The 20,155-nt window shown below is 53.0% G+C and carries 17 protein-coding genes and 2 pseudogenes; 5 read left to right on the top strand and 14 right to left on the bottom strand.

Going from position 1 to position 20,155, the window contains the following annotated elements:
• Positions 1–167: 167 nt before the first annotated feature.
• From JK621_RS00495 to JK621_RS00480, 4 genes are read right to left on the bottom strand one after another with little or no spacing between them, the layout of a single operon-like run.
• The gene (locus JK621_RS00495) at positions 168–470 is read right to left on the bottom strand and encodes a PTS lactose/cellobiose transporter subunit IIA (RefSeq protein ID WP_006321892.1); all 303 of its coding nucleotides are present in this window, start codon (positions 468–470) and stop codon (positions 168–170) included.
• Positions 463–1,866 (bottom strand): glycoside hydrolase family 1 protein, encoded by a 1,404-nt coding sequence (locus tag JK621_RS00490; RefSeq protein ID WP_212558213.1) that lies wholly within the window; start codon positions 1,864–1,866, stop codon positions 463–465. Before JK621_RS00490 ends, JK621_RS00495 begins: the two co-directional genes overlap by 8 nt.
• A gap of 20 nt (positions 1,867–1,886) precedes the next feature.
• Positions 1,887–3,215: a PTS sugar transporter subunit IIC gene (locus JK621_RS00485; protein ID WP_212558212.1), complete on the bottom strand. Its 1,329-nt coding sequence runs from the start codon at positions 3,213–3,215 to the stop codon at positions 1,887–1,889.
• 12 nt (positions 3,216–3,227) lie between these two features.
• Positions 3,228–3,542 carry a PTS sugar transporter subunit IIB gene (locus JK621_RS00480; protein ID WP_212558211.1) on the bottom strand — a complete coding sequence of 105 codons (315 nt, stop codon included), beginning with the start codon at positions 3,540–3,542 and terminating at the stop codon, positions 3,228–3,230.
• A 297-nt stretch (positions 3,543–3,839) separates the two neighbouring features.
• On the opposite strand from JK621_RS00480, the gene JK621_RS00475 reads away from it, so the two are divergent.
• Positions 3,840–4,793: a LacI family DNA-binding transcriptional regulator gene (locus tag JK621_RS00475; protein WP_212558210.1), complete on the top strand. Its 954-nt coding sequence runs from the start codon at positions 3,840–3,842 to the stop codon at positions 4,791–4,793.
• A gap of 74 nt (positions 4,794–4,867) precedes the next feature.
• Here JK621_RS00475 and JK621_RS00470 read toward each other — a convergent pair whose 3' ends face one another.
• Entirely contained in the window at positions 4,868–5,017 is a 150-nt protein-coding gene (locus tag JK621_RS00470) for a hypothetical protein (protein ID WP_249337128.1), read from the bottom strand.
• Between the two features lie 335 nt (positions 5,018–5,352).
• On the opposite strand from JK621_RS00470, the gene JK621_RS00465 reads away from it, so the two are divergent.
• The 3 genes and pseudogenes from JK621_RS00465 to JK621_RS00455 form a co-directional block, all read left to right on the top strand.
• Positions 5,353–6,387: an IS110 family transposase gene (locus tag JK621_RS00465; protein ID WP_212558209.1), complete on the top strand. Its 1,035-nt coding sequence runs from the start codon at positions 5,353–5,355 to the stop codon at positions 6,385–6,387.
• A gap of 305 nt (positions 6,388–6,692) precedes the next feature.
• A pseudogene (locus JK621_RS00460) lies at positions 6,693–7,042 on the top strand (transposase); the annotation flags it as partial.
• Positions 7,043–7,174: 132 nt separating this feature from the next.
• A pseudogene (locus JK621_RS00455) lies at positions 7,175–7,366 on the top strand (IS21 family transposase); the annotation flags it as partial.
• A 190-nt stretch (positions 7,367–7,556) separates the two neighbouring features.
• Here JK621_RS00455 and JK621_RS00450 read toward each other — a convergent pair.
• From JK621_RS00450 to JK621_RS00435, 4 genes are all read right to left on the bottom strand, one after another.
• On the bottom strand, positions 7,557–8,414 hold the full coding sequence (locus tag JK621_RS00450) for a sugar-binding transcriptional regulator (RefSeq protein WP_212558208.1): 858 nt from the start codon (positions 8,412–8,414) through the stop codon (positions 7,557–7,559).
• 119 nt (positions 8,415–8,533) lie between these two features.
• The gene (locus JK621_RS00445; protein WP_212558207.1) at positions 8,534–9,547 is read right to left on the bottom strand and encodes a hypothetical protein; all 1,014 of its coding nucleotides are present in this window, start codon (positions 9,545–9,547) and stop codon (positions 8,534–8,536) included.
• Between the two features lie 28 nt (positions 9,548–9,575).
• Complete coding sequence (locus JK621_RS00440) at positions 9,576–11,060, bottom strand: FGGY-family carbohydrate kinase (protein WP_212558206.1); 1,485 nt, start codon at positions 11,058–11,060, stop codon at positions 9,576–9,578.
• A 5-nt stretch (positions 11,061–11,065) separates the two neighbouring features.
• On the bottom strand, positions 11,066–12,682 hold the full coding sequence (locus JK621_RS00435) for a glycerol-3-phosphate dehydrogenase/oxidase (RefSeq protein WP_212558205.1): 1,617 nt from the start codon (positions 12,680–12,682) through the stop codon (positions 11,066–11,068).
• A gap of 317 nt (positions 12,683–12,999) precedes the next feature.
• On the opposite strand from JK621_RS00435, the gene JK621_RS00430 reads away from it, so the two are divergent.
• A complete protein-coding gene (locus JK621_RS00430) occupies positions 13,000–14,133 on the top strand; it encodes an MFS transporter (protein WP_212558204.1) in 1,134 nt (377 codons plus the stop codon).
• An 880-nt stretch (positions 14,134–15,013) separates the two neighbouring features.
• Here JK621_RS00430 and JK621_RS25500 read toward each other — a convergent pair.
• The 5 genes from JK621_RS25500 to JK621_RS00410 all read right to left on the bottom strand — a co-directional run bounded on the left by JK621_RS25500 (position 15,014) and on the right by JK621_RS00410 (position 20,155).
• Positions 15,014–15,388, bottom strand: coding sequence for a hypothetical protein (locus JK621_RS25500; RefSeq protein WP_349305405.1), 375 nt, complete (start codon positions 15,386–15,388; stop codon positions 15,014–15,016).
• A gap of 32 nt (positions 15,389–15,420) precedes the next feature.
• Positions 15,421–15,972, bottom strand: coding sequence for an MFS transporter (locus tag JK621_RS25290; protein ID WP_249337127.1), 552 nt, complete (start codon positions 15,970–15,972; stop codon positions 15,421–15,423).
• A 720-nt stretch (positions 15,973–16,692) separates the two neighbouring features.
• Positions 16,693–17,454 carry a thiol:disulfide interchange protein DsbG gene (gene dsbG / locus JK621_RS00420; RefSeq protein WP_212558203.1) on the bottom strand — a complete coding sequence of 254 codons (762 nt, stop codon included), beginning with the start codon at positions 17,452–17,454 and terminating at the stop codon, positions 16,693–16,695.
• Positions 17,455–17,544: 90 nt separating this feature from the next.
• Positions 17,545–18,897: a glutathione-disulfide reductase gene (gene gorA, locus JK621_RS00415; protein ID WP_212558202.1), complete on the bottom strand. Its 1,353-nt coding sequence runs from the start codon at positions 18,895–18,897 to the stop codon at positions 17,545–17,547.
• A 34-nt stretch (positions 18,898–18,931) separates the two neighbouring features.
• Positions 18,932–20,155, bottom strand: a complete 1,224-nt coding sequence (locus JK621_RS00410; RefSeq protein ID WP_212558201.1) for a MalY/PatB family protein — start codon at positions 20,153–20,155, stop codon at positions 18,932–18,934.

Below are 20,155 nucleotides of genomic sequence, written 5' to 3'. Positions count from 1 at the left end.
TATGTGTGGGCTGGTTTATAGTTAGATAACAGCCATCCTGTTTTGGTTTTTTTAAAACAAAACCGTGCTATCACCAAAACAAGCTGATTCTTTATTATTGATATGGGTACAGAGCAATTAAACTTTCTTCGTAATTATTTCCCCTTATTGAAATGAACAATGTGTCATTAACGTTGGTAAAGATGAATAATTTCTTCCGATAGTTCACGCGCCAGTAACGACGTCATTAAATGATCCTGCGCGTGTACCATAATCAAGGTCATAGGTTGTCGGGCTTCACCGGCATCCTGCTCGATCAGTTTGGTTTGCATATGATGCGCCTGGCGCGAGAAGCCATCGGCCTGCTGCAACAGCGCTTTAGCTTCGCTGATGTTGCCTTCACGTGCGGCGCGCAACGCTTCAAAACACAGGCTGCGCGACTGGCCGGCGTTGACGATAATCTCCATGACCGCCTCTTCCAATTCAATCATCATTTGTCTCCAGTTCGTTAAACCCATTGTCTGCGGCGGTGGCGGCAAACCACTCTCCGCTTTTCTTGACGGCGCGTTGCTGGCTGGCTAAATCCAATTGCACCAGGCCATAGCGATTTTTATATCCGTTGCACCATGACCAGTTATCAATAAACGTCCACATGTGATAGCCGAGGCAATTACTGCCTTCGCTAATACCTTTATGCAGCCATTTAAGGTGTTCGGAAACAAACTCAATACGATAGCGATCGTTGATTTGGCCGTTTTCCACAAAGCGTTGTTCGTTTTCCACGCCCATGCCGTTTTCGGAAATAAAACAGCGCGGGTTGTCATAGTTAACGCGCAAGTTTGTCAGAATGTCATAAATACCCGGTTCGTAAATTTCCCAGCCGCGATAAGGGTTCATTTTTCTACCGGGCATTTCATAGTTTTCGAATAACCATTCAGGCATAAAGGGCGCTAGCGGGTTTACGGCGCTGTCGCGGCATTTCACGCGGCGTGGCTGGTAATAGTTAACCCCGAGCAGGTCAATCTTTCCTTCGGCGATCAGTGCCCGATCGCCTGGTTGGCAAGCCGGAAGCTGATCCCAGGTTTGCAGCAAAGCCACCAGCTCGGCCGGGTACTCGCCGCGCAGCACCGGATCGAGGAAACTGCGGTTAAACAGCAGGTCGGCGTGATGCGTGGCACTCACATCCGCCGGGTTTTGCGAACGCGGGTAGGACGGAGTCAGGTTCAGCACGATCCCGATCTCCCCGGCGTAAAGCCCGGCACGAAACGCCTGCACCGCCGACGCATGCGCCAGCATCGTGTGGTATGCCACCGTCGCCGCCCGCTTAAAGTCGACCACATTGGGATAGTGGAAATCATACAGGTAGCCGCCTTCGACCGGCACAATCGGCTCATTGAAGGTAAACCAATGCATCACCCGGTCGCCAAACAGTTCAAAACAGACCTGCGCATAGCGGCTAAAGGCCGCGACCACGTCACGGTTTTCCCAGCCACCCTTCTCCTGCATCGCCATCGGCATATCGAAGTGGAACAGCGTAATAAACGGTTTGATGCCCTGCGCCAGCAGCTCATCAATCACGTTGTTATAGAACGCCACCGCTTGCGGATTCACCTCGCCCGTGCCGTCCGGGATCAGCCGCGACCAACTGAGGGAGGTACGAAAACTGTTATGGTTGAGCCGTTTCAGCAGCGCGATATCCTGGCGCCAGTTCCGGTAAAAGGTTGACGTCTCCTGCGGCCCCACCTGCTGATGAAAACGCCAGGGCTCATTGGCGTACCAAGTGTCCCAGATTGTCGGGCTTTTACCGCCCTGCCGGCTATCCCCTTCGGTTTGCAGCGCGGAGCTGGCGCTGCCCCACCAGAAGTGCTCGGGAAATTCGTATTTCATGCTTCACTTCTCCATAAATATCAGTTGTTGCCGAGGGTTCCGGCCAGCGGTGCCCCGTTCTGCACTTTTTGCTCTTCGGTTTTCATTAAAGAGCGCTCGTAAGCACGCAGGAACGGCAAGTACATCAGAGCAGACATCACCATACAGATGACGCACATCACCACCGGGCTGAACGCCCAGTTGGCCGCCCAGGAGGCACCGATGGGCGCCGGCGTGGTCCACGGCGTGAGCGACACCACCTGCGCCAGCCATCCCAAACGCGTCGCGGTATAGGCCAGTACGGCGTTGACCAGCGGAACGCAAACGAAGGGGATGAACAACATCGGGTTCATGATGATCGGCGCACCAAACAGGATCGGTTCATTGATGTTAAAGAAGCTCGGCACCACGCCCATCTTGCCGATGGTGCGCAAGTGGGCAACGCGGCTGCGCAATAGCAGGAAAGCCAGCGGTAACGTCGAACCTACGCCGCCAATCAGCAGATAGTGATCCCAGAACCCCTGCAAATAAACGTGAGGCAATGCCGCCCCGGCCGCCAGCGCCGCCTGGTTTGCCGACAAGTTCGCCATCCAGAACGGGTTCATGATACCGGTGACGATCAGCGCACCGTGAATGCCGGCGAACCAGAAAATCTGGCACAACAATACCGACAGCAAAATGGCAGGCAGCGAATCCGAGGCGGACACCAGCGGCTCCAGCAGATGCATAATCGCCTGAGGCAGGATCATGCCGGTTTGCGCTTCGATAAACAGATTCAGCGGATGCAGCGTACCAATCACCACCAGCACCGGGATCAGGATCTCGAACGAACGCGCCACGCCGGTGGGCACCTCTTTCGGTAGACGAATGGTGACGTTGTTCTGCTTGAGCCAGGCGTAAACGCGGGTTGAGTAAATTGCGGTGATCAGGGCGGTGAAAATCCCTTGCCCGGAAAGATACTGGGTGGATATTTTACCGTCGGCATAAGGGGCAGCCACCAGTAAAAAGGCCATAAATGCCAGCAAGCCGGACATCACCGGATCGAGATTAAACTGCCGCCCGAGGCTGGCGCCAATCCCCACGGAGATAAAGAAGGTCATCACCCCCATACTCAGGTTGAACGGCAACATCAGCTGTGCGCGATAAGTCTGCGAAAAATCCAGCCAGCCACGCGCAAAGCTGTTCGTGGTGTCGGCGGAGAACGGCGGAAAGATAAAGACCAGCATGAACGAGCCAATAATCATAAACGGCAACGCGGCGGTAAAACCATCGCGTATGGCAATGACATATTTTTGCTGTCCCAGGCGGCCGGCCAGCGGGGTGATGGATTGCTCGATGACGGCAACCATTGACTGATATAACGAACTCATAGGAACACCTTTTTAGTGCGCCGCTTCGATCAGCGACAGAGCATAGTCCAGTACCTTCTCACCGCGCTGCATGCCGTAGTCCATCGGATCAATGGGCTGAACGGGTATGCCTTGGACGGCAGCCTTTTCTGACAGTGTTTTAAGCATATATTTTACCTGCGGCCCCAGCAGCACCACCTGATAGCGTGGAAACTGCGTATCGAACTCGGCTACGCCATAGGCGTCGATCTCGACCGGCAACCCCCTTTCATCCGCCGCCTCGACCATTTTTCTGACCAGCAGGCTGGTAGACATCCCGGCAGAACAACACAGCATAATTTTGTACATCGACAACCATCCTCAACGAGTAAATAACCTGAATGCGGGAATGATTGGATATCATACGGAAACCGTTTTCCATTGGGTCAGAATGGAAGTGTGATACTCATCATAATCTAGGCAGTGCAAGGGTTTTTTATTGGATTTGCATCACATATTTTTGCCTCACCCCGAGAGGTTTTGAGATGCTATGGAAAATCGGTTTCCATGAAAAAAAGAAAAAGGTTATACTGCTGGCGGCGATAATGTGAGCCATTACCGGATGGTTTTTTACAGGCTGCAGCTTGGGTCTGTCAGGAGAGAAAGATGTCAACAATCAACGATGTATCACGTTTAGCTGGGGTGTCAAAAGCCACAGTCTCACGGGTGTTGAGTGGATCGCGCGGCGTTAAGGAAGCCAGCCGTCTCGCGGTATTGCAGGCAGCAGAAGAGCTCAATTATCGGCCCAATGTGATCGCGCAATCATTGCTTAGCCAATCGACGGGCTGCATCGGGGTTATCTGCGCGCAGGAGAACATTAACCAGACCACAGGTTATCTTTATGCGCTGGAAAAACAGCTCAGCCAGCATCAAAAGCATCTGCTGCTGCGTTTCGCCAACACCAAAGCGGGCGTAATGAACGCGCTGGACGAACTCACCTGCGGGTTGTGCGACGACGTGCTGATTATCGGTGCCCGTTTCCCGCTCAACATCCCGAATGACAACGTGATCCTGGTCGATTGCGTTGAGGCCGACACGCCCAACAGCATTCAGTTCGACCACGCTTTCGCCACCGAAAGCGCCTGCAATTACCTGATTAGCCAAGGCAGACGCCAAATAGCCTTGATCCATCCGGATGCCGGCGGCTCTGCCGATCAACTGCTGCTCGGTTACAAGCTTGCCCTGGAAAACAACTTTTTGCCGTTCAATCGCAACCTGGTGTTTATGGATTCGACCACCTCTTCCGTCGCGGTACAGGTACTGCTCAATAACGCCACCACGCTCAATTTCAACGCGCTGCTGGTGGCGGACGAGCAGGAGGCACAGCGGGTGATTACTCAGCTACAGGCGTTCAATAAATCCGTACCGGACGACATTATGGTCTTTAGCCTGGCCGGTTCGCTGCATTTACCCGGCATTCCGGCGATCCCCTCCATCGAATATTCAATGGACGCCATGGCGGCGCGCATCGTCAGTTGGTTGACGGAGAAAACCCGGGATATGCTCGGTGCCTGCGTGCTGCGCGGGGATTTGATTATCCCGGACAGACACAAACGTTAAGCGATTGCCGGCGCCGCCGGAAAAAAAACGGGCCAACAAGGTTGGCCCGCGATCGGTACAATTCCCACTGACGACTATTCTACCGCGATAGGCGTCTCAACCAGTTTGGGCTGATTGCTCCCCTGCAGCGTCTTGATCTTGTCCTGATACACTTTCACCTGTTCAGCATCTTTCAGCAAAGCATAGGTCAGCTCAAAGTCGACACTTTGGCCAGGTCCCCCCATGTCAGTTGTCGCCTCCTTCGGAAAAATTATCAGGTGGCTGGGGATGTTGTATGGGTGTTTATTCAACAGAACGTAAAGCCGCGGTGATCGCCAGAATGTTACCTCCGCATAATCAGTCAGTTAATCAAATAGCACGACAGGAAGGTATTCATCCCAAAACTCTTTACCACTGACGTTCATCGGCGGGCATTGCCGAGTCAGCACTGTCTACCAGGGAAAACTCCCCCGAGTGATCCTACTCGCGAATAGTGGACTGTAGTGATGTGATGGACGTCCCTCTGTGTAAGTCCTGCCATACTTATGCTGAGCGATCTTATTCACAGAGGTACTGCATCATGAACAAGATAAAAGTTATCGGTATCGATCTGGCTAAATCTGTCTTTCAGGTTTGCGTCTGGATGAGCGACGGGAGTATTGCATCTAACAGTAATATTTCCCGGGCTAAATTGCTGGATACCATTCGTCAATTTCCTGCAGGTTCAATGATTGCAATGGAGGCTTGCGCTACTTCCCATTACTGGGATCGCACTTTTCAGTCAATCGGCTTTCAGGTCCGGCTGATCCCCACTCAACACGTAAAAGCATTAACACATCACCAGAAAAACGATGCCAACGATGCGCTGGCTATTTGTGAGACAGCTCTGCGCCCGGGCATTCATTTCGTAGCTATAAAAACAGTTGAACAACAGGATATTAAGGCTCTCGGAGCAGCCCGTCAGTTGATGGTAGAACAGCGTACTGCGCTGGCAAATCAGGCTCGGTCACTGGCGGCAAAACAGTGTATCGAGATCCCTGTCGGGATTCATATTTTACAGCAACGTCTGGCCGACATTATTGAAGATGCAGAGCAGTTAATTTCTCCCGTGCTCCGCCAATTACTGTTCTCGTTGCTCGAAAATATACATTCACTTAATGAACGCATTCTTTTTGTAGAGCACATTCTTGCGGCTCTTTGCCAGCAACAACCCAAATACAAAGTACTGATGACAATACCGGGTATCGGTCCACTTATTGCAGCAGCCTTTCTGAGTGAAGTGAACGCAGGGCAGCTTACTAACGGACGGCAATTATCTGCCTGGTGTGGTCTGGTCCCCAGGCAACACAGTTCAGGAGGCAAAAGCAGCCTTTCTTTGATGACCAAAAACGGCAATCATGACCTCCGGACACTGATCATTCATGGTGCGCGGTCTGTTGTGCACTGGGCTCATAAACGCGATGACGCACTGGATGTGTGGCTGAAACGGCTTACTGAACGAAGAGGCAAAATGAAAGCCACGGTTGCGCTGGCCAATAAGATGACACGCATTGCCTGGCGATTATTGACAGAACTTACAAGTTTTAACATTAACAGGGCTTTCGCTATGAGCTAACCGTCGTTGTATCCGGGGAATAGTATTCCTCCTGAGTTTGCAAATACTGATGAGAAAACGGTAAACCGATCCTGTAATAGCCTGAAGTGTGCCGAGGTAGTGACATACCGGTGTAGTGATAAGGAAACAGGATGCGGATGACATCATGGCGCGGGTTGTTTAACCCAGTAATGACGCCGGATATATGGCAGCAAACCGTATCAACTCAGTGCTTGCACAACACGGGACGTCCATATATGGCACACTGATACTGGCCACCTGAATAGAGGTGATATCATCACCTCATAGTCAAAACAGGTGACATTATGACCGGGCGTAACAGACGCAATTTTAGCCCCGAGTTTCGCCTCGAAGCTGCCCAGCTTGTACTCGATCAGCACTACACCGTTGCCGCCGCTGCCACTGCGATGAATGTCGGCAAATCCACGATGGACAAATGGGTTCGACAACTGAAAGAAGAGCGAGCGGGAAAATCACCCATAGCTTCACCCATGACACCTGAGCAGATTGAGATACGTGAGTTGAAAAAAAGACTTCAACGCGTTGAAATGGAAAGGGATATAATAAAAAAGGCTACCGCGCTCTTGATGTCAGACTCCCTGAACAATTCTCGTTAGTTGAGAAACTCAGGGCGCTGTTTCCTGTTGCCGTTGTGTGAAACGTGTTTGGGGTGGGGGTGCGGATGTTTTCTTGGACTATTTTATTGTCCGCTCCACCTAACATGTTGTTTCCTTGAGGCTCTCACACCAGAAAGGACGTCAGCACGCTGAGCAGAGAGGACTTTTACATGATAAAGCAAATGCGCCAGCAGGGTGCGTATATTGTCGATAATGCCACTCAGGTTGGTTGCTCTGAGCGGACTGTCAGACGGTACCTGAAATACCCGGAACCTCCGGCCAGAAAAACACGCCACAAAATGGCCAAACTCAGACCGTTCATGGACTATATCCAGCTGTGCATCGTGCACATGGTGCGAAACAGCCTGCAGTTCTCTACTATTCACTGACTTTCCGGGCTGTGTACCGGAGTGTTTTCGGCTCAAATCCCACTATCCGGGCGAAACGCTATGCCCCATGGACACGGTACGCTGAACCGTTATGTGCCAGTCACTCCACGGGTGAGCCGGAAAGTTGCTGTCGAAGCGACGTTCCGCGGCCCTAGCATAGTCGTTATGCATTTTGTTGTGCCAGGATAGCCTCAGCCAACAGTGAATCCAGCACCAGATGATTTGCAAACCCGCCTTTTAATGTGGCGATAACCGCCGAGAGCTTTTCTTGTCCGGATACCACCAGCAATCCGCTCATCTGGCGTAAATGCGTTAATTCAATTCCCATCAAACGCGCATCAACATTCCCGGTCATTGGCTCGCCTTCCGCATTGATAAAGCGACCAGCAATAATACCGGCGGCACCGTTGGTAATATAGCGTTCGGCCTCCTGTTCGGTGACAATATTGAATTGAGTGACATGGCCGTCGCGGGTTGCGGGGCTGACGGTGAAAATGGCTTTATTGCAGTTTTTTAGCTGGGATAGTTGATCAGCAATAATCGGCTCCGCCCTCAGCATGGCCGCAAGCTCCGATGAACTGCATACCGCCGGGACATTCAGGTTGATGCATTGCGCATTCAGGCGATGGGCTATCTCAATCGAACAGCGTTCCGCCGTTGGCAGCAGCGGGTTTGACATAGCGCCGATAAGCTGACGTATAGTGAGATTTTCCACCGACCAGAACGGGACGCTGTCGGAGATAAGGCTCAATGTTGAGCCCCAACTCACGCCAAGCTGATCGCCAGGCTGGACAAAATTTAACAGAATATGGGCGGCGGCTTCACAGACTTCATGAAGGCGGCTCTCATCAGAGAGCCCCTCCCCAGGAATAACGTTGACTTCATCCAGACTGAATTGCTGAGTCAGGCGATCGGCCAGATCGTTAAGGCGAAAGTGATCGCCGCTCAGACGGACAGAAACAATTTCACGGGCTTTCGCCAGGCGTAAATAGTTAATGACCGTGGGGCGGGAAAGCTTCATTTTCGCGGCAATCTCGCTTTGCGTCAGATTCTTGACATAATAAAGCCACGCCGCCTCCGCAATGACTTTATCCGAAGGCGTTGCGCCCCTGGTTTGGATCTTAATAGCCCTACTCCCGGTTATTTTGCGTCTGACCGGAGGACATCTTCTGTTATCTGGCTATCTGTTTCAAGTGAACGATCCGCCCGCAAGCCCTGCCGTTGAAGATCGCCATGATAGCCGCGAACCGCCTCCAGCGGGCTGACCTCCTGGTCGACAACGCGCCGCATCCACTGCACTATCGTCGGCTGATGTTCTGCGGCGTTAATTTTGCGGCCAAACAGGGCAAGGCGACCGCCGTGGCGTTCAGTCTGCGCAAGAAGCTCAAAGGTATCGCGATGCGTCCCTTGCCCGCCGCCAAGAACCCCTACCACCATGCCGGGATCGTGAGTGACCAGTTCCTCCAGCGCGTCAGGCCCGTTATAGGCCACCTTGAGGAAGGCCGGACGCTCGGCGCGGGTGAGTGATGCCAGCGTGCGAATAATGCAGTCGTTGATAAATGCCGGGATCGCCTCCGCCGTGAGGCCGGTATCGATACCCGGATTAAACACTTCGAGAAAGTGTGTAATGCCGTGGGTTCGCGTGTCGGCCCGAAACCTGGCATAGGCCTCCAGCGAGGCCACATCATGCTGCGCATCATTAACATAGGTCAGGGAGTAGAGACTCAGCGGGACGCGGGCAAACTCCAGCGAGGCGCCACGATAAGGCAGCGGCGCAAAATCGCGATAGCGTCCGCCGCGAATACCTACCCAGGCGTCAGTGGCTTCGTTGCCGCGAAAAGCGGGCGCTATCTGGCTACCGTCAAAGGCATGCTGCTCAATCAGCATCTCCAGGGTGGAGATGGACGTCAGCATAATGTCTAAAACGTCCTGTTCAATCAATGCGCGAATCTGTTGATGAAATTGCGCTCGCGTGCGGTGACCTGCGGGTTGAGCGTCCGCCCCCCGGCGTGACCCCATCGCGGGAACGCCGCCAGCCACATCCACATCTTTTGCGTCGGCGAGGATAAAATCGCCAACGCGATAACGTCCCTCGCGTATCCGCGAGATTTTTGCTGCAAAGCGCGTCTGCGCCATATCAAATAATGCGCTCAAGGTGTGTTCCCTCTGTTATCGTCACAAATTAAACGTCGAGTAATGCCTGTATTCCCTGATCGAGGCGCAAAAACTCATGGTACCGCTCGTCAAGTATCGCGACATTGTCGGCAACCGGCGCGTGATAGCGGGAAATACGACTCATCTCTCCTGCCGCTTCCTCCAGGCTGCTATACAGCCCACCTGCAACCGCTGCGCAGATAGCTGCACCCAGCGCACCGATTTCCGGCGCGTCTACCACTTCAACCGGACAGTTGGTGGCATCCGCAAAGATCTGCGCCCAGAATGGCGAACGTGCGGCGCCGCCGGTAAGGCGAATGGTTTCAGGCCAGCGTTTCTCGCTATATTCCATCAAGGTTTCCGCATGGCGACGATGCTCAAAGGCGACCCCTTCGCAGATGGCGCGAATCATTGAGGCGTGATTATCCGATGCGCTCAGCCGCACAAAACTACCCTGATTAGGTTTGGGGCCGTGAATATAGGGCATGAAGTAGCAGCGCTGGCTGCCAATGGCACAGCCTTCAGCCAGCGTCAGCGCCTCTTCAACGCTCAGGTGATCGCCCATGGCATTTTTCAGATACCAGCCGAGGTTGGCGGCTGAAGAGGGGCTGCCTTCCGCCACCAGACGGGCTGCGCCATCGCGATACAGCATATTCAACAGCGGGTAGCTATCCTGAATCGGTCGGGTGACTTCCAGCGCGTTAATCGCCCAGGTGCCGGCGATAAAAACCATGTGTTCGTCAGAGACCACGCCTGCGCCGAGCGCGCAGGCCGCGACATCCATCATACTGCCCGCCACCGGAATGCCTTCTGGCAAGCCAGTTTCCTGCGCCGCCCTTGCACTGATGCGCCCTGCCGGCGATGAGCTGTTCGCCACCGGCGGCAGTTTATCCCTCAGGCCCGGCTGCCCCAGCATCGTCAGCGCTTCGCTGGAGTAATCTTGTCTTTCCAGGTTCATTAGCCCACCACCGCTGGCATCCGACGGATCGGTCACGGCTTCCTGTGTCAGGCAGAAGCGAATAAAGTCTTTGCAGGCCAACCCCCAGCGGGTTTTCGCCATTACCTCCGGCTCGTTTTGCGCCAACCCAACCAGTTGAAATAGTGTTTGTCCTCCCCACGGGCGGTGCCCATTTTCATGACTGAGAGCCTGAGCCTGATGTCGGGCACTCAGCTGGTCGACAATGGGCTGGGCGCGATGATCAACAGAGACAATGCCGGGGCGGGTTGGCTGACCGGCGTCATCAACTAAAAAAATCCCGTTGCCAAAACCGGTACACCCAACGGCGACAACGCGTTGGGCGATATCGTCCTGAAGGATTTCACGGATGGTCGATCGCGTGGCTTGCCAGAACGCATTGCCATCGCGTTCCACCCGGCCATCCGGGTAGTGCAGCGTAGTGACTTCAGCATTGCGATGACGAACGATACGGCCTGTCGCGTCGAACAGCGCAACTTTTACTGCCGTACCGCCAGCGTCAATCGCCAGAACCAGGGGGGTGTAGGGGGTTGGCATAATAATTATCTTCCATTCCAGATAATACGGGGATCGGCCGCGCAGTTTGTCGTCTGCGTCTCAGCCCAGGTTTCGTCGTAACCCAGCGTCTGCGCCATCACGCGTGCAATGTCTGCCAGCGTGGTTTTCGTCAGTTGCCCGGTCATCACGATATTGGTACGGCGCAGGATCATATCTTCCAGCGATAGCGCCATGCGCCGTTGCGTTAACCAGATTATTTCGCGTTGTGAATAGCTTTCCGTCAGCGGCCGGTCTGTCTGCAAACCGCAGAAGTCGGCCACCTCTTTAGCCAGAGTGCCATAGCGTGTATAAAGTTGCCGGACGCGAGCTAACGGCAGCCCGCAGCTGTCAGCCAGTTCAGTCAGATTCAGTTCTCCGGCGCCCGGATAACGCAGTCCCAGCGTGGTCGTCTGGCGGGGGCGCTTTAACTGTTGCAGCACGGTGTTGGCCGCCAATTCGGCAAACGCGCGGAAGGTTGTCCATTTCCCGCCGACCAGCGAAAGCACCGACGTTTCGCCTGCCCGGTTTTGTTGCAGAGCATGGTCACGCGCCGCCTGCGTGGCGCTACCTTCGCTGGCCTGTAAAGGACGGATGCCGCTGGTGACCGCCACAATATGTTCCGGCTGAACGCGAATATCGTCAAACAGGCTATTCAGGGCATTGAGCAGATAATCGACCTCACTGGATGAAACCTGACGATCGCCGGGGTCCTCAGTTTCCACTTCGGTTGTCCCGATTAAAATGACCTCCTCCACCGGTAATGACACCACCATGCGACCGTGCCCGTCATCGAAATAAAACGAACGTCCTGCCATACGCTGCTGCAACGCCGGATGGCGTAATACCAGGTGCGCGCCTTTCACGCCACGGACGTAGTGCGTCTCCAGGCCCAGCTGTTGATTAACCTTATCAATGGCGGAACCGGCTGCGTTAACAATAATTTTTGGCGTCAGCACGACGCTGTCGTTGCACTGCGTGTTGGTAATTTCAACCTTGCCGGGCGCGCTATAGCGCCAGCTGATATGGTTGATGGCCGCGACGTTTTCCTGCTGTATTGCGCTGCTCAACATCTCAAACATCAGCGCTTCCGGGCCAACAATCTGACCGTCGTAGTAACTGATGACAGAACGCACCGGACGAGGCAGACCGGCAGGAAACTGCGACCGTCTGATGGCGACATTATGATGCGGGAGTGCCCGACGTATCGCGCCAAAGCGTTCATAAGCCAGTAAGCCGCTTTTCAGTGCGACAAAACTCAGTGGCCCCGATTTGCCGGATAAGCCAAAGAAACGTAATGCCGTCCGTGGCAGCCCTTTTATCCAGTGCCTGACTGGCACGACGACTTCCAGCGGTTTCACCAGGTGAGCGGCGTCATGCAATAACATATTGCGTTCACGCGCTGATTCACGAACCAGATCAAACTCACGGCCTTCGAGATAACGTAAACCGCCATGCGCCATGCGACTGGAAGCGCTACTGGCGCCCGAGCAAAAATCTCCGCTGTCTATCAGCGTCGCTGACACATTGTTCAGCGCCAAATCTCTTAACAGACCGATACCATTTACCCCGCCGCCAATAATCAAAACTTCTGGCGCAAGCGTGGTGCGCAGCTTTTCCCACATTTCCTTTCTCTGCGCATTTGGGGAATTTCCTTCTGTGCTGAACATGCGATCTGCCTCACGAAACGATCAAATTAAATGCTGCCCGTCCTTTACATATGTCATGAATGATATACATATGTCAACAATGATGTTGCAGAAAGGTATGGATATGTAACGTAAATGGAAACGGAAGATATCGAGGCGAAGTTTTTAATTTGTTGTTTCTTAAAAAGATAAAACAGCTTCCTTCGTTAAGTGTTACTGCGAAGTGAAGGAGTTTTCATTCATTCACGATTATCACTATGGGTGACCCTGCGAGCAGGGGTGAGGAGTAAGAGATGAATAACGTAAACAGGAAAAATGGCCTGCTGCTGGCAGGGAGCATCATTGCATTCATCCTGATGGGGGCCGGGCAGTCATTGATGGGGCCTTCACTGCCTGAGTTTCGTACCGCATTTAAACTCTCGGTGGCCTCTGCCAGTATGGCGGTGACAGCGCAATGGGTCGGGGCGCTGATTGGCGTCGTGGCGTTGTTTTTAGCCGGTAAACGCGACTGGACACGCGTGGCGTTCGGCCTGTTAATCATCGGCGCTGGCTTGATGGCGCTGCAACTGAGCTGGATTTTAACGCTTATCGGCTCACTGACATTCGGTGCCGGTTACGGCGCCAGCCTGGCGCTGGTTAACTCACGTCTGATGCAGTCGTTTGAAAAAGCAGGACCGTCGCTGGTCAGCCTGGTGAATGCGCTGTTTGGCGGCGGGGCGATTGTTGCGCCGTTAGTTTTTGTCGCGCTGGCGCGCAACCCCGAGCTTTGCTTTGGCATCCTGGCCGCAGGACTGGTGCTTCCCTTTCTGCTCTCTTTCTTCTTTCCCCGGACACATAGCGAACAAACCATCTCGCAAAATACTCACCGGGGGAAAATTTCCTTCCCCACGCTGTTTATCGGGGCTTCCGGAACGGCGATAGAAGCCTGTCTGATTGGCCTCGGGCCGGTGATCTTGCTCGGCGGAGGGTATTCCGATAACGCGGCGGCGAGTGCCTTATCACTGTTTTTTGTCTTTTTCCTTTCCGGACGGATTACATTAAGTCTGGTCGGTCAGCGGCTACCTGCGGCGCCGATGCTGATAGCCGGGTTTACCGGAGGGGCGCTGCTGCTGGTCTGTGCCGGTTTTAACGTTGCCCCTACCCTCACTTACCCGCTAGCGGGGTTCTTCATTGGCAGTCTCTTCCCCAACTTTTTTGTCTTTAGCTCTTATCGGATGGGAAAAGATGCCAGAACCGGCTCGATTATTGTGATGGCTGCGCTGGCCGGCGGGGTTACCGGTCCGTTGATCGTTGGACAACTGGTGACGGCCATGCCACCGCTGATGCCCTTCTGGTTGCTGGCCGCCTACAGCGGGTTGATTGCATTGTGCGGGCTGTATGTTTTACGCGAGTCTGCGCTATCAGGGGCGTCATCGGTTTCTGAATGATGTGAATATTTGAAAGTTTTACACATGCGCTGGAAAGCCGGCGCATTATTACTCCCGTAAGTGTCTCCCCCGGCCGGTGGCTTCGAACAAACAACCACCCGCGAACACAAGATGCTTTGCCTGTTCACACTGAGTAGAAGGGACCCCCGAATTATTGAACAGCAGTTGTTCATCTTCTGCGACAACGACAGTCTCACGACGATAAGACCGAAAGCGATGAAAATACAATACCGGCTAAATCATCTCGCTAATTTATTGATATTAAGTTTTTTCATCGTCAGTCTGGGTCACCTTGCGGCGGCCACAGACGCCACTCGACCCAGCTGCACCAGGGAGAAAGAGTGGTTAACGCGGCGAGTTGTACTGCCTGCCATAAAGGGGCAGAACCCGAGGCATCCGCATTCAGCGGCGGGACGGCAATTTCCACGCCGATGAGAAACATCATTGCCGGCAATATTACGCCTTCGGTCGATATACGGAAGAGTAGTTCCGCCGGCGATTACGGAGGGCCTTCGCCCTGACGGTAGTCACGTTACCCGACAATGCCCTATACCGCCGCCTAACCGACCTTGCGCTCGCGTGCACCCAGTTTTGCCTCGAGGGCGAGTATCCGCACCTCCTGTTCGGCCAGATGCTGTTTAAGGAGGGCGATATCGTCGGGGATAAGTGTCTTTCATGGCGGGCATGGCTACCAGGTTATCCGCTAATTGCCCCATTGGCCCGTTTCCTAACGTCGTCACGAGTAATTCCTATCTTACTGTTCTCCCTACGAGCCAAGAACGCGTCATAACGACCGTCACATAACGTATTAAAAACAAGAAAGCCAGCGGTTGATTTGCCGCTGGCTTCTGAAGACTTTGAGAGGGCTGTTTTGCAGAAATCAGTCGGAGGAAGACCTCTGAACGTTTCTACGTCTGGAAGCGGAGATCTGCATCAACATCCAGAATATACCCAAAACGACGACACCAGCGCCCACCCATGCAGTGCTTACAAGGCCGGAAATATCCAAGGTAACGCCACCCAAAATCGAGCCCAGAGCTATACCACCGTTAAACCCGGCGATGTTCAGACCTGCCGCAACCGCTGGTGCCTGTGGGGCATAATCATGAGACATACCTATCACCCGCGCCTGAAGCGCAGGGACAGCCGCGTAGGTCAGAGCGCCTAGTAAGCCGCTCAGGATCGCCATCAGTACGATCGACGATGCAGCTCCCCATATAGCGAGCAGTACCACCGCCAGCCCTACCAATACCACAATCACCGCATGATCTGCGCCATTACGATCCGTCAGTCGTCCCCCCAGACGTTACCAATGGCCGCCATGACCCCGTAGCCGAGCATGAGCAGGCTGCTGGTGCTTTCACTGACCTGTGTGACCTTCAGGAGGATTGGTGAAATGTAGGTGTCAAGTGCAAAAGAACCTGCATAGGCCAGAACAGTGATGCCAGCCCCCGCCAACAGGTGTGGATTTAACATAGCCTTCAGACCGTCCATGGCATTAACCTGCGCCGATACGTCATTTTGAACAGTCGGCATCAGGACGAGCAATCCCATGAAACCGATCGCACCACTGGCGGCCACCAACATGAAGATCACCTGCCAGTTCAGGAGACTGCCGAAATATGTTCCCAAGGGTACGCCCAGAACCAGGGCAAGAGTCAATCCGCCGAATACAACGGCGACGGCAGCGCCGGCGCGATTACGACCAACAAGTTGCGTGGCAACGCTTGAAGCTACGGCAAGAAAAACGCCATGGCCGAGGCCGGACGCGAATCGAGCAATCAGCATCGGCGTCAATGTATATGACTGACTCACCACCGCATTGCCAAGTGTGAACAACCCCATGGCCACTAATAGCAGCCGCTTACGCGGCTAGCGCCCAAAGACGAAATAACGGTATTCACCCAGGCCGAAGCGTTGTCTCATCTGCAAGGGATTGATTTACCCTTGTCCGACATCGAACGCAATGGCGAGGTGTGGATGGTTCCCTTCCAACAAGATGCTCGTCATTATATCGGGATACTGGATTGTAAGGCGCTGACGGTTGAATACAGCGCCGTGCCAACAGGGCAGCGCGGATAGGCACTCCTGCAGCTGAGTCTCACAGAACCGACATCAATGATAATCGAAACAATGCCAAGCAGGATCAACAGCTAAACGCCCGTTAACGGATAACTATCCCCCCGAAATGGAGCTTCATCATTATAGAGGCGTCTTCTCAGTAACGGGCATAACCGTCCAAACTTTGCCTTTCATATCGTCGATACGGTAAGTGGACAATGTCCCTAAATACCGCCGATCACCCCAGGCCCAAGGTGATGAACGTTAGTGAATGCCCTTGCAGGTTTTTGAATGCCTGATATTGGCTGACGCATAGGCAATCTGGTCCTTGTCCGACACCATACGGCCATTTTTCAATTTCAGATTTAGGCGATTTACCCTAGCACTTGGCTTTGAGAGCCTTACCCTCATCGTCCGAGGCTACCAGTGCGGTGCTGGCTGGAAAATGCACCACCACCTGTTGTTCAGGATAAACCTAAGCGATAATCGACGTGTAAACTACTTGCATGCCACAAGATCGGCCATTTGATCTTTATCCGGCAGGCCGACGATCTGTTGAAGCGTGTTGGCGTGGTTCAGATAATAAATTGCCGGTGTGCCGTTGGCGCCCAGATCGTCCATCAATTTCTGGTTGTACTGGATCTGGGAAAAAATCGGCTGTGGTGTTTTCTCTAGAAGCGCCGGCTTACTTTTACTGCCAGACAGCTCGAAATCCTGCCAGGCCTTCGCAGGATTATCAGCAGACAACATCGCCGCCGCATAACGGCCACTGTCAGGCTGCATGACACCAACCAACTGGGTTTTCATGGCGATTTTATTGTCTTTGATATAGGGCTGAACTTCCTGCCTGAATTTTTTACAGTAAGGGCAGAAGGGATCGGCAAACACGACAATTTGGCAATTTGCCTTATCACTTCCCTCCATGATACCTGGAGCTTTTAAGAGTGTTTGCCACATTTCCCTGCCGGCAGGGATGTAAATCTCGTCCTTTATGATTTTTTCGCTCAGATTATTTCCGTTCTCATCGTACATATAACCTGATATGGCATGTTTTTTATCGGGGGTCAGATAAATTGTCACCCCCGTTCCCTGATATTTTCCCAACCAGCCCTGAACCCCACCGGGAGCCGTGAAGGGTTTAATGATTTCTATACCTTGTTTTTCCAACTGCTTGACCGGTGCGGGAAGCGCTGCGGGCGTTGCTGCCTGAACCTGCGAGCCGATAAGTGCAGCAGATAACGCCAGGATGTATTTGTTCATTCTTATCTCCATATAATACGTACTCATTACGGGTCGTTGTTTAATAAACCTCCGGCCCTCCCGTCACATGCTAAATGGCAATACTCACCATTATCTCATCGTGACAAATTCTTCTGCCGCAGTTGGGTGAATTGCCACGGTATTGTCAAAGTCTCTCTTCGTTGCTCCCATTTTCAGCGCAACAGCAAAGCCTTGCAGTATTTCATCCATGCCTAAACCGATGCCGTGGATACCGATGATTTTCTCTTCCGTCCCCACACATACCAGTTTCATGCGGGATGGCTGGCGATGTCGCGTCACGGCGGTGTACATGGCGGTAAAAGATGACTGATAAACTTTCACCTGATCATCACCATATTCCTCACGCGCCTGGGGTTCAGTCAGGCCAACGGTACCTATTGTCGGGTGGCTAAAGACAACTGTGGGGATATTGTTGTAATCCAGATATTCATCCGGCTTGTTGTTAAACAAGCGTTCTGAAAGGCGACGGCCCGCAGCAACAGCTGCCGGTGTTAACTCAACCGCACCGGTATTATCACCCACCGCGTAAACACCCGGCACGTTGGTATTCTGATATTTATCAACTTTGACGTACCCTTTTTCATCGAGTTCAACACCCGCCATCTCAACGTTCAACTTGTCATTGGCTGGCTCACGGCCAATCGCCCAGATCAAACAGTCAACCGTTTGTTCACGACCATCTTCCAGCTTCAGTGTCAGGCTGCCGTCCTGGTTTTTGACCACAGCAGTGGGGATCGCTTGGGTGTGCAACGTTGGGCCTTCGACGTTCATGACCTCAACAAGTGTTTCTGTAAGCAACGGGTCAAAACTGCGCAAAGGCGCATGCTTACGTACGAACAAATGGGTTTTTGACCCCAATGCATTGAGAACACCTGCCAGTTCAACAGCAATGTAGCCTGCACCAACAACTGCAGTGCGCTCCGGTAGCGCCTCAAGCGCAAAAAAACCATCTGAATCAATTCCGTATTCCGCTCCCGGAATAGAGGAATGGCTAGGGCGACCACCGGTGGCTATCAATATATGGTCAGCGGTAATCGTTTCCCCGTTGACCTCCACCGTATGCGCGTCCACAAACCGGGCAAAACCTTTGATGACATCTACCTTGTTTTTACCCAACACATTTTCGTATGAAGTATGAATACGATCGATGTAGGCACTGCGGTTTTTTAGCAAGGTAGCCCAGTCGAGGCGGTTTAATGTGGTATCGAAGCCATAGTCTGGGCCATAAAGATGAATGGCCTCTGCGATTTGCGCAGCGTGCCACATTATTTTTTTCGGTACACACCCCACATTGACGCAAGTCCCGCCCAACTCCCGGGCTTCTATCAAAGCGCATTTCTGCCCATACATCGCCGCACGGTTGATTGAGGCGATACCACCGCTACCACCACCAATCGCGATATAGTCATAGTGTTTCGTCATTTTGTTCTCCAGGCAGCATCGCTGCGGTCATGGTTCAGGTAGCATCGACAGAACTGGCACTCAATGCCTTGCTTATGCGGTTGAGCCCCTCAGCAAGCATAGCGCGTGGACAAGCCAGATTAAGGCGGATGTGCCCGTCGCCGTTACTGACAAACATTTGTCCCCCTTCAAGCAATACACCCGCATGTCTGGCAAAAAAAAGGGTTACCTCTTCCTGATTACTGACATCTACCAGACGAGAGATATCAATCCAGGCAAGATAAGTCCCTTCAGGAATGATAAAACGGGCCAGCGGATGATATGTCCCCAGGTAGTCCTGCAGAAAACGGAAGTTCTCGTCAATGTAGTGCCTGACCTGAGTCAACCACTCATCGCACTCGGACCAGGCGGCCTTGTTAGCCACCAGGCTCAGCGGAGAGATAAAATCATCATGCAGGCGAAGCCATTCGGCTCTCACTGAGGCATCAGGGATCATGATGTTTGCCAGCAGGTTACCCGCCAGGTTGAACGTTTTGCTGGTCGACATGCAGGTGATAATTTTATGATTTTCAGGAAAAATTGACGCGGCGGGAATATGCGTGACGCCCGAGCGGGATAAATCACAGTGGATTTCATCAGAAATAACCCACACATCATGTTTAAGGCATAACGCTATCATTTTCTGCAACTCATCACGTCGCCAAACTCGCCCGGTGGGATTATGCGGGTTACAGAGAAAGAAGGCTTTAACTCGCTGCTGGTCATCGCTCAGGGCTTGTTCCATTGCCTCAAAATCTACCGCCCAGTGGCCTTCGTTATTTCTAAGCGGGCAATCGACGACGCGACGACCGCTATAGTCTCCGGCTTTTTTAAACGGTGCGTAAGAAGGGGTCAGGATGAGGATGCTGTCTTCTTCGTGGGTCAGTAACGGCACCAATCGGTTAAGCGCAGGGATAATACCCGGGGAGAAAACAATGCTTTCTTCCTGAAACCGGTATCCGTAATGCCTTTCACACCAGGCCCCAAAAATCTCATAGTAATCCCTGTCATAAATGCGGGTGTAGCCAAGAATTTTTTTATCTAACCGGGAACGTATGGCTTCAAGCACCGGCTCGGGGGTGGAAAAAGCCATGTCTGCTACCCAGAGGTTTATAAAACCATTGGCCGGTACTTCCGGCACGGGGCCTTCATGGGCACCAAACATATATTCACGCCAGCCGTCGACGGTTAAGCTGTCTGTCCCTGCCCTGTCCACTGCTTCATCAAAATCGTATTTCAT

The sequence above is a fragment of the Serratia plymuthica genome (genome assembly GCF_018336935.1).
In the GTDB taxonomy this organism is placed as follows: Bacteria; Pseudomonadota; Gammaproteobacteria; order Enterobacterales; family Enterobacteriaceae; genus Serratia; species Serratia plymuthica_B.
The sequence above is the reverse complement of the archived record's forward strand: the minus strand, read 5'-3'. Positions and strand labels throughout refer to the sequence as shown.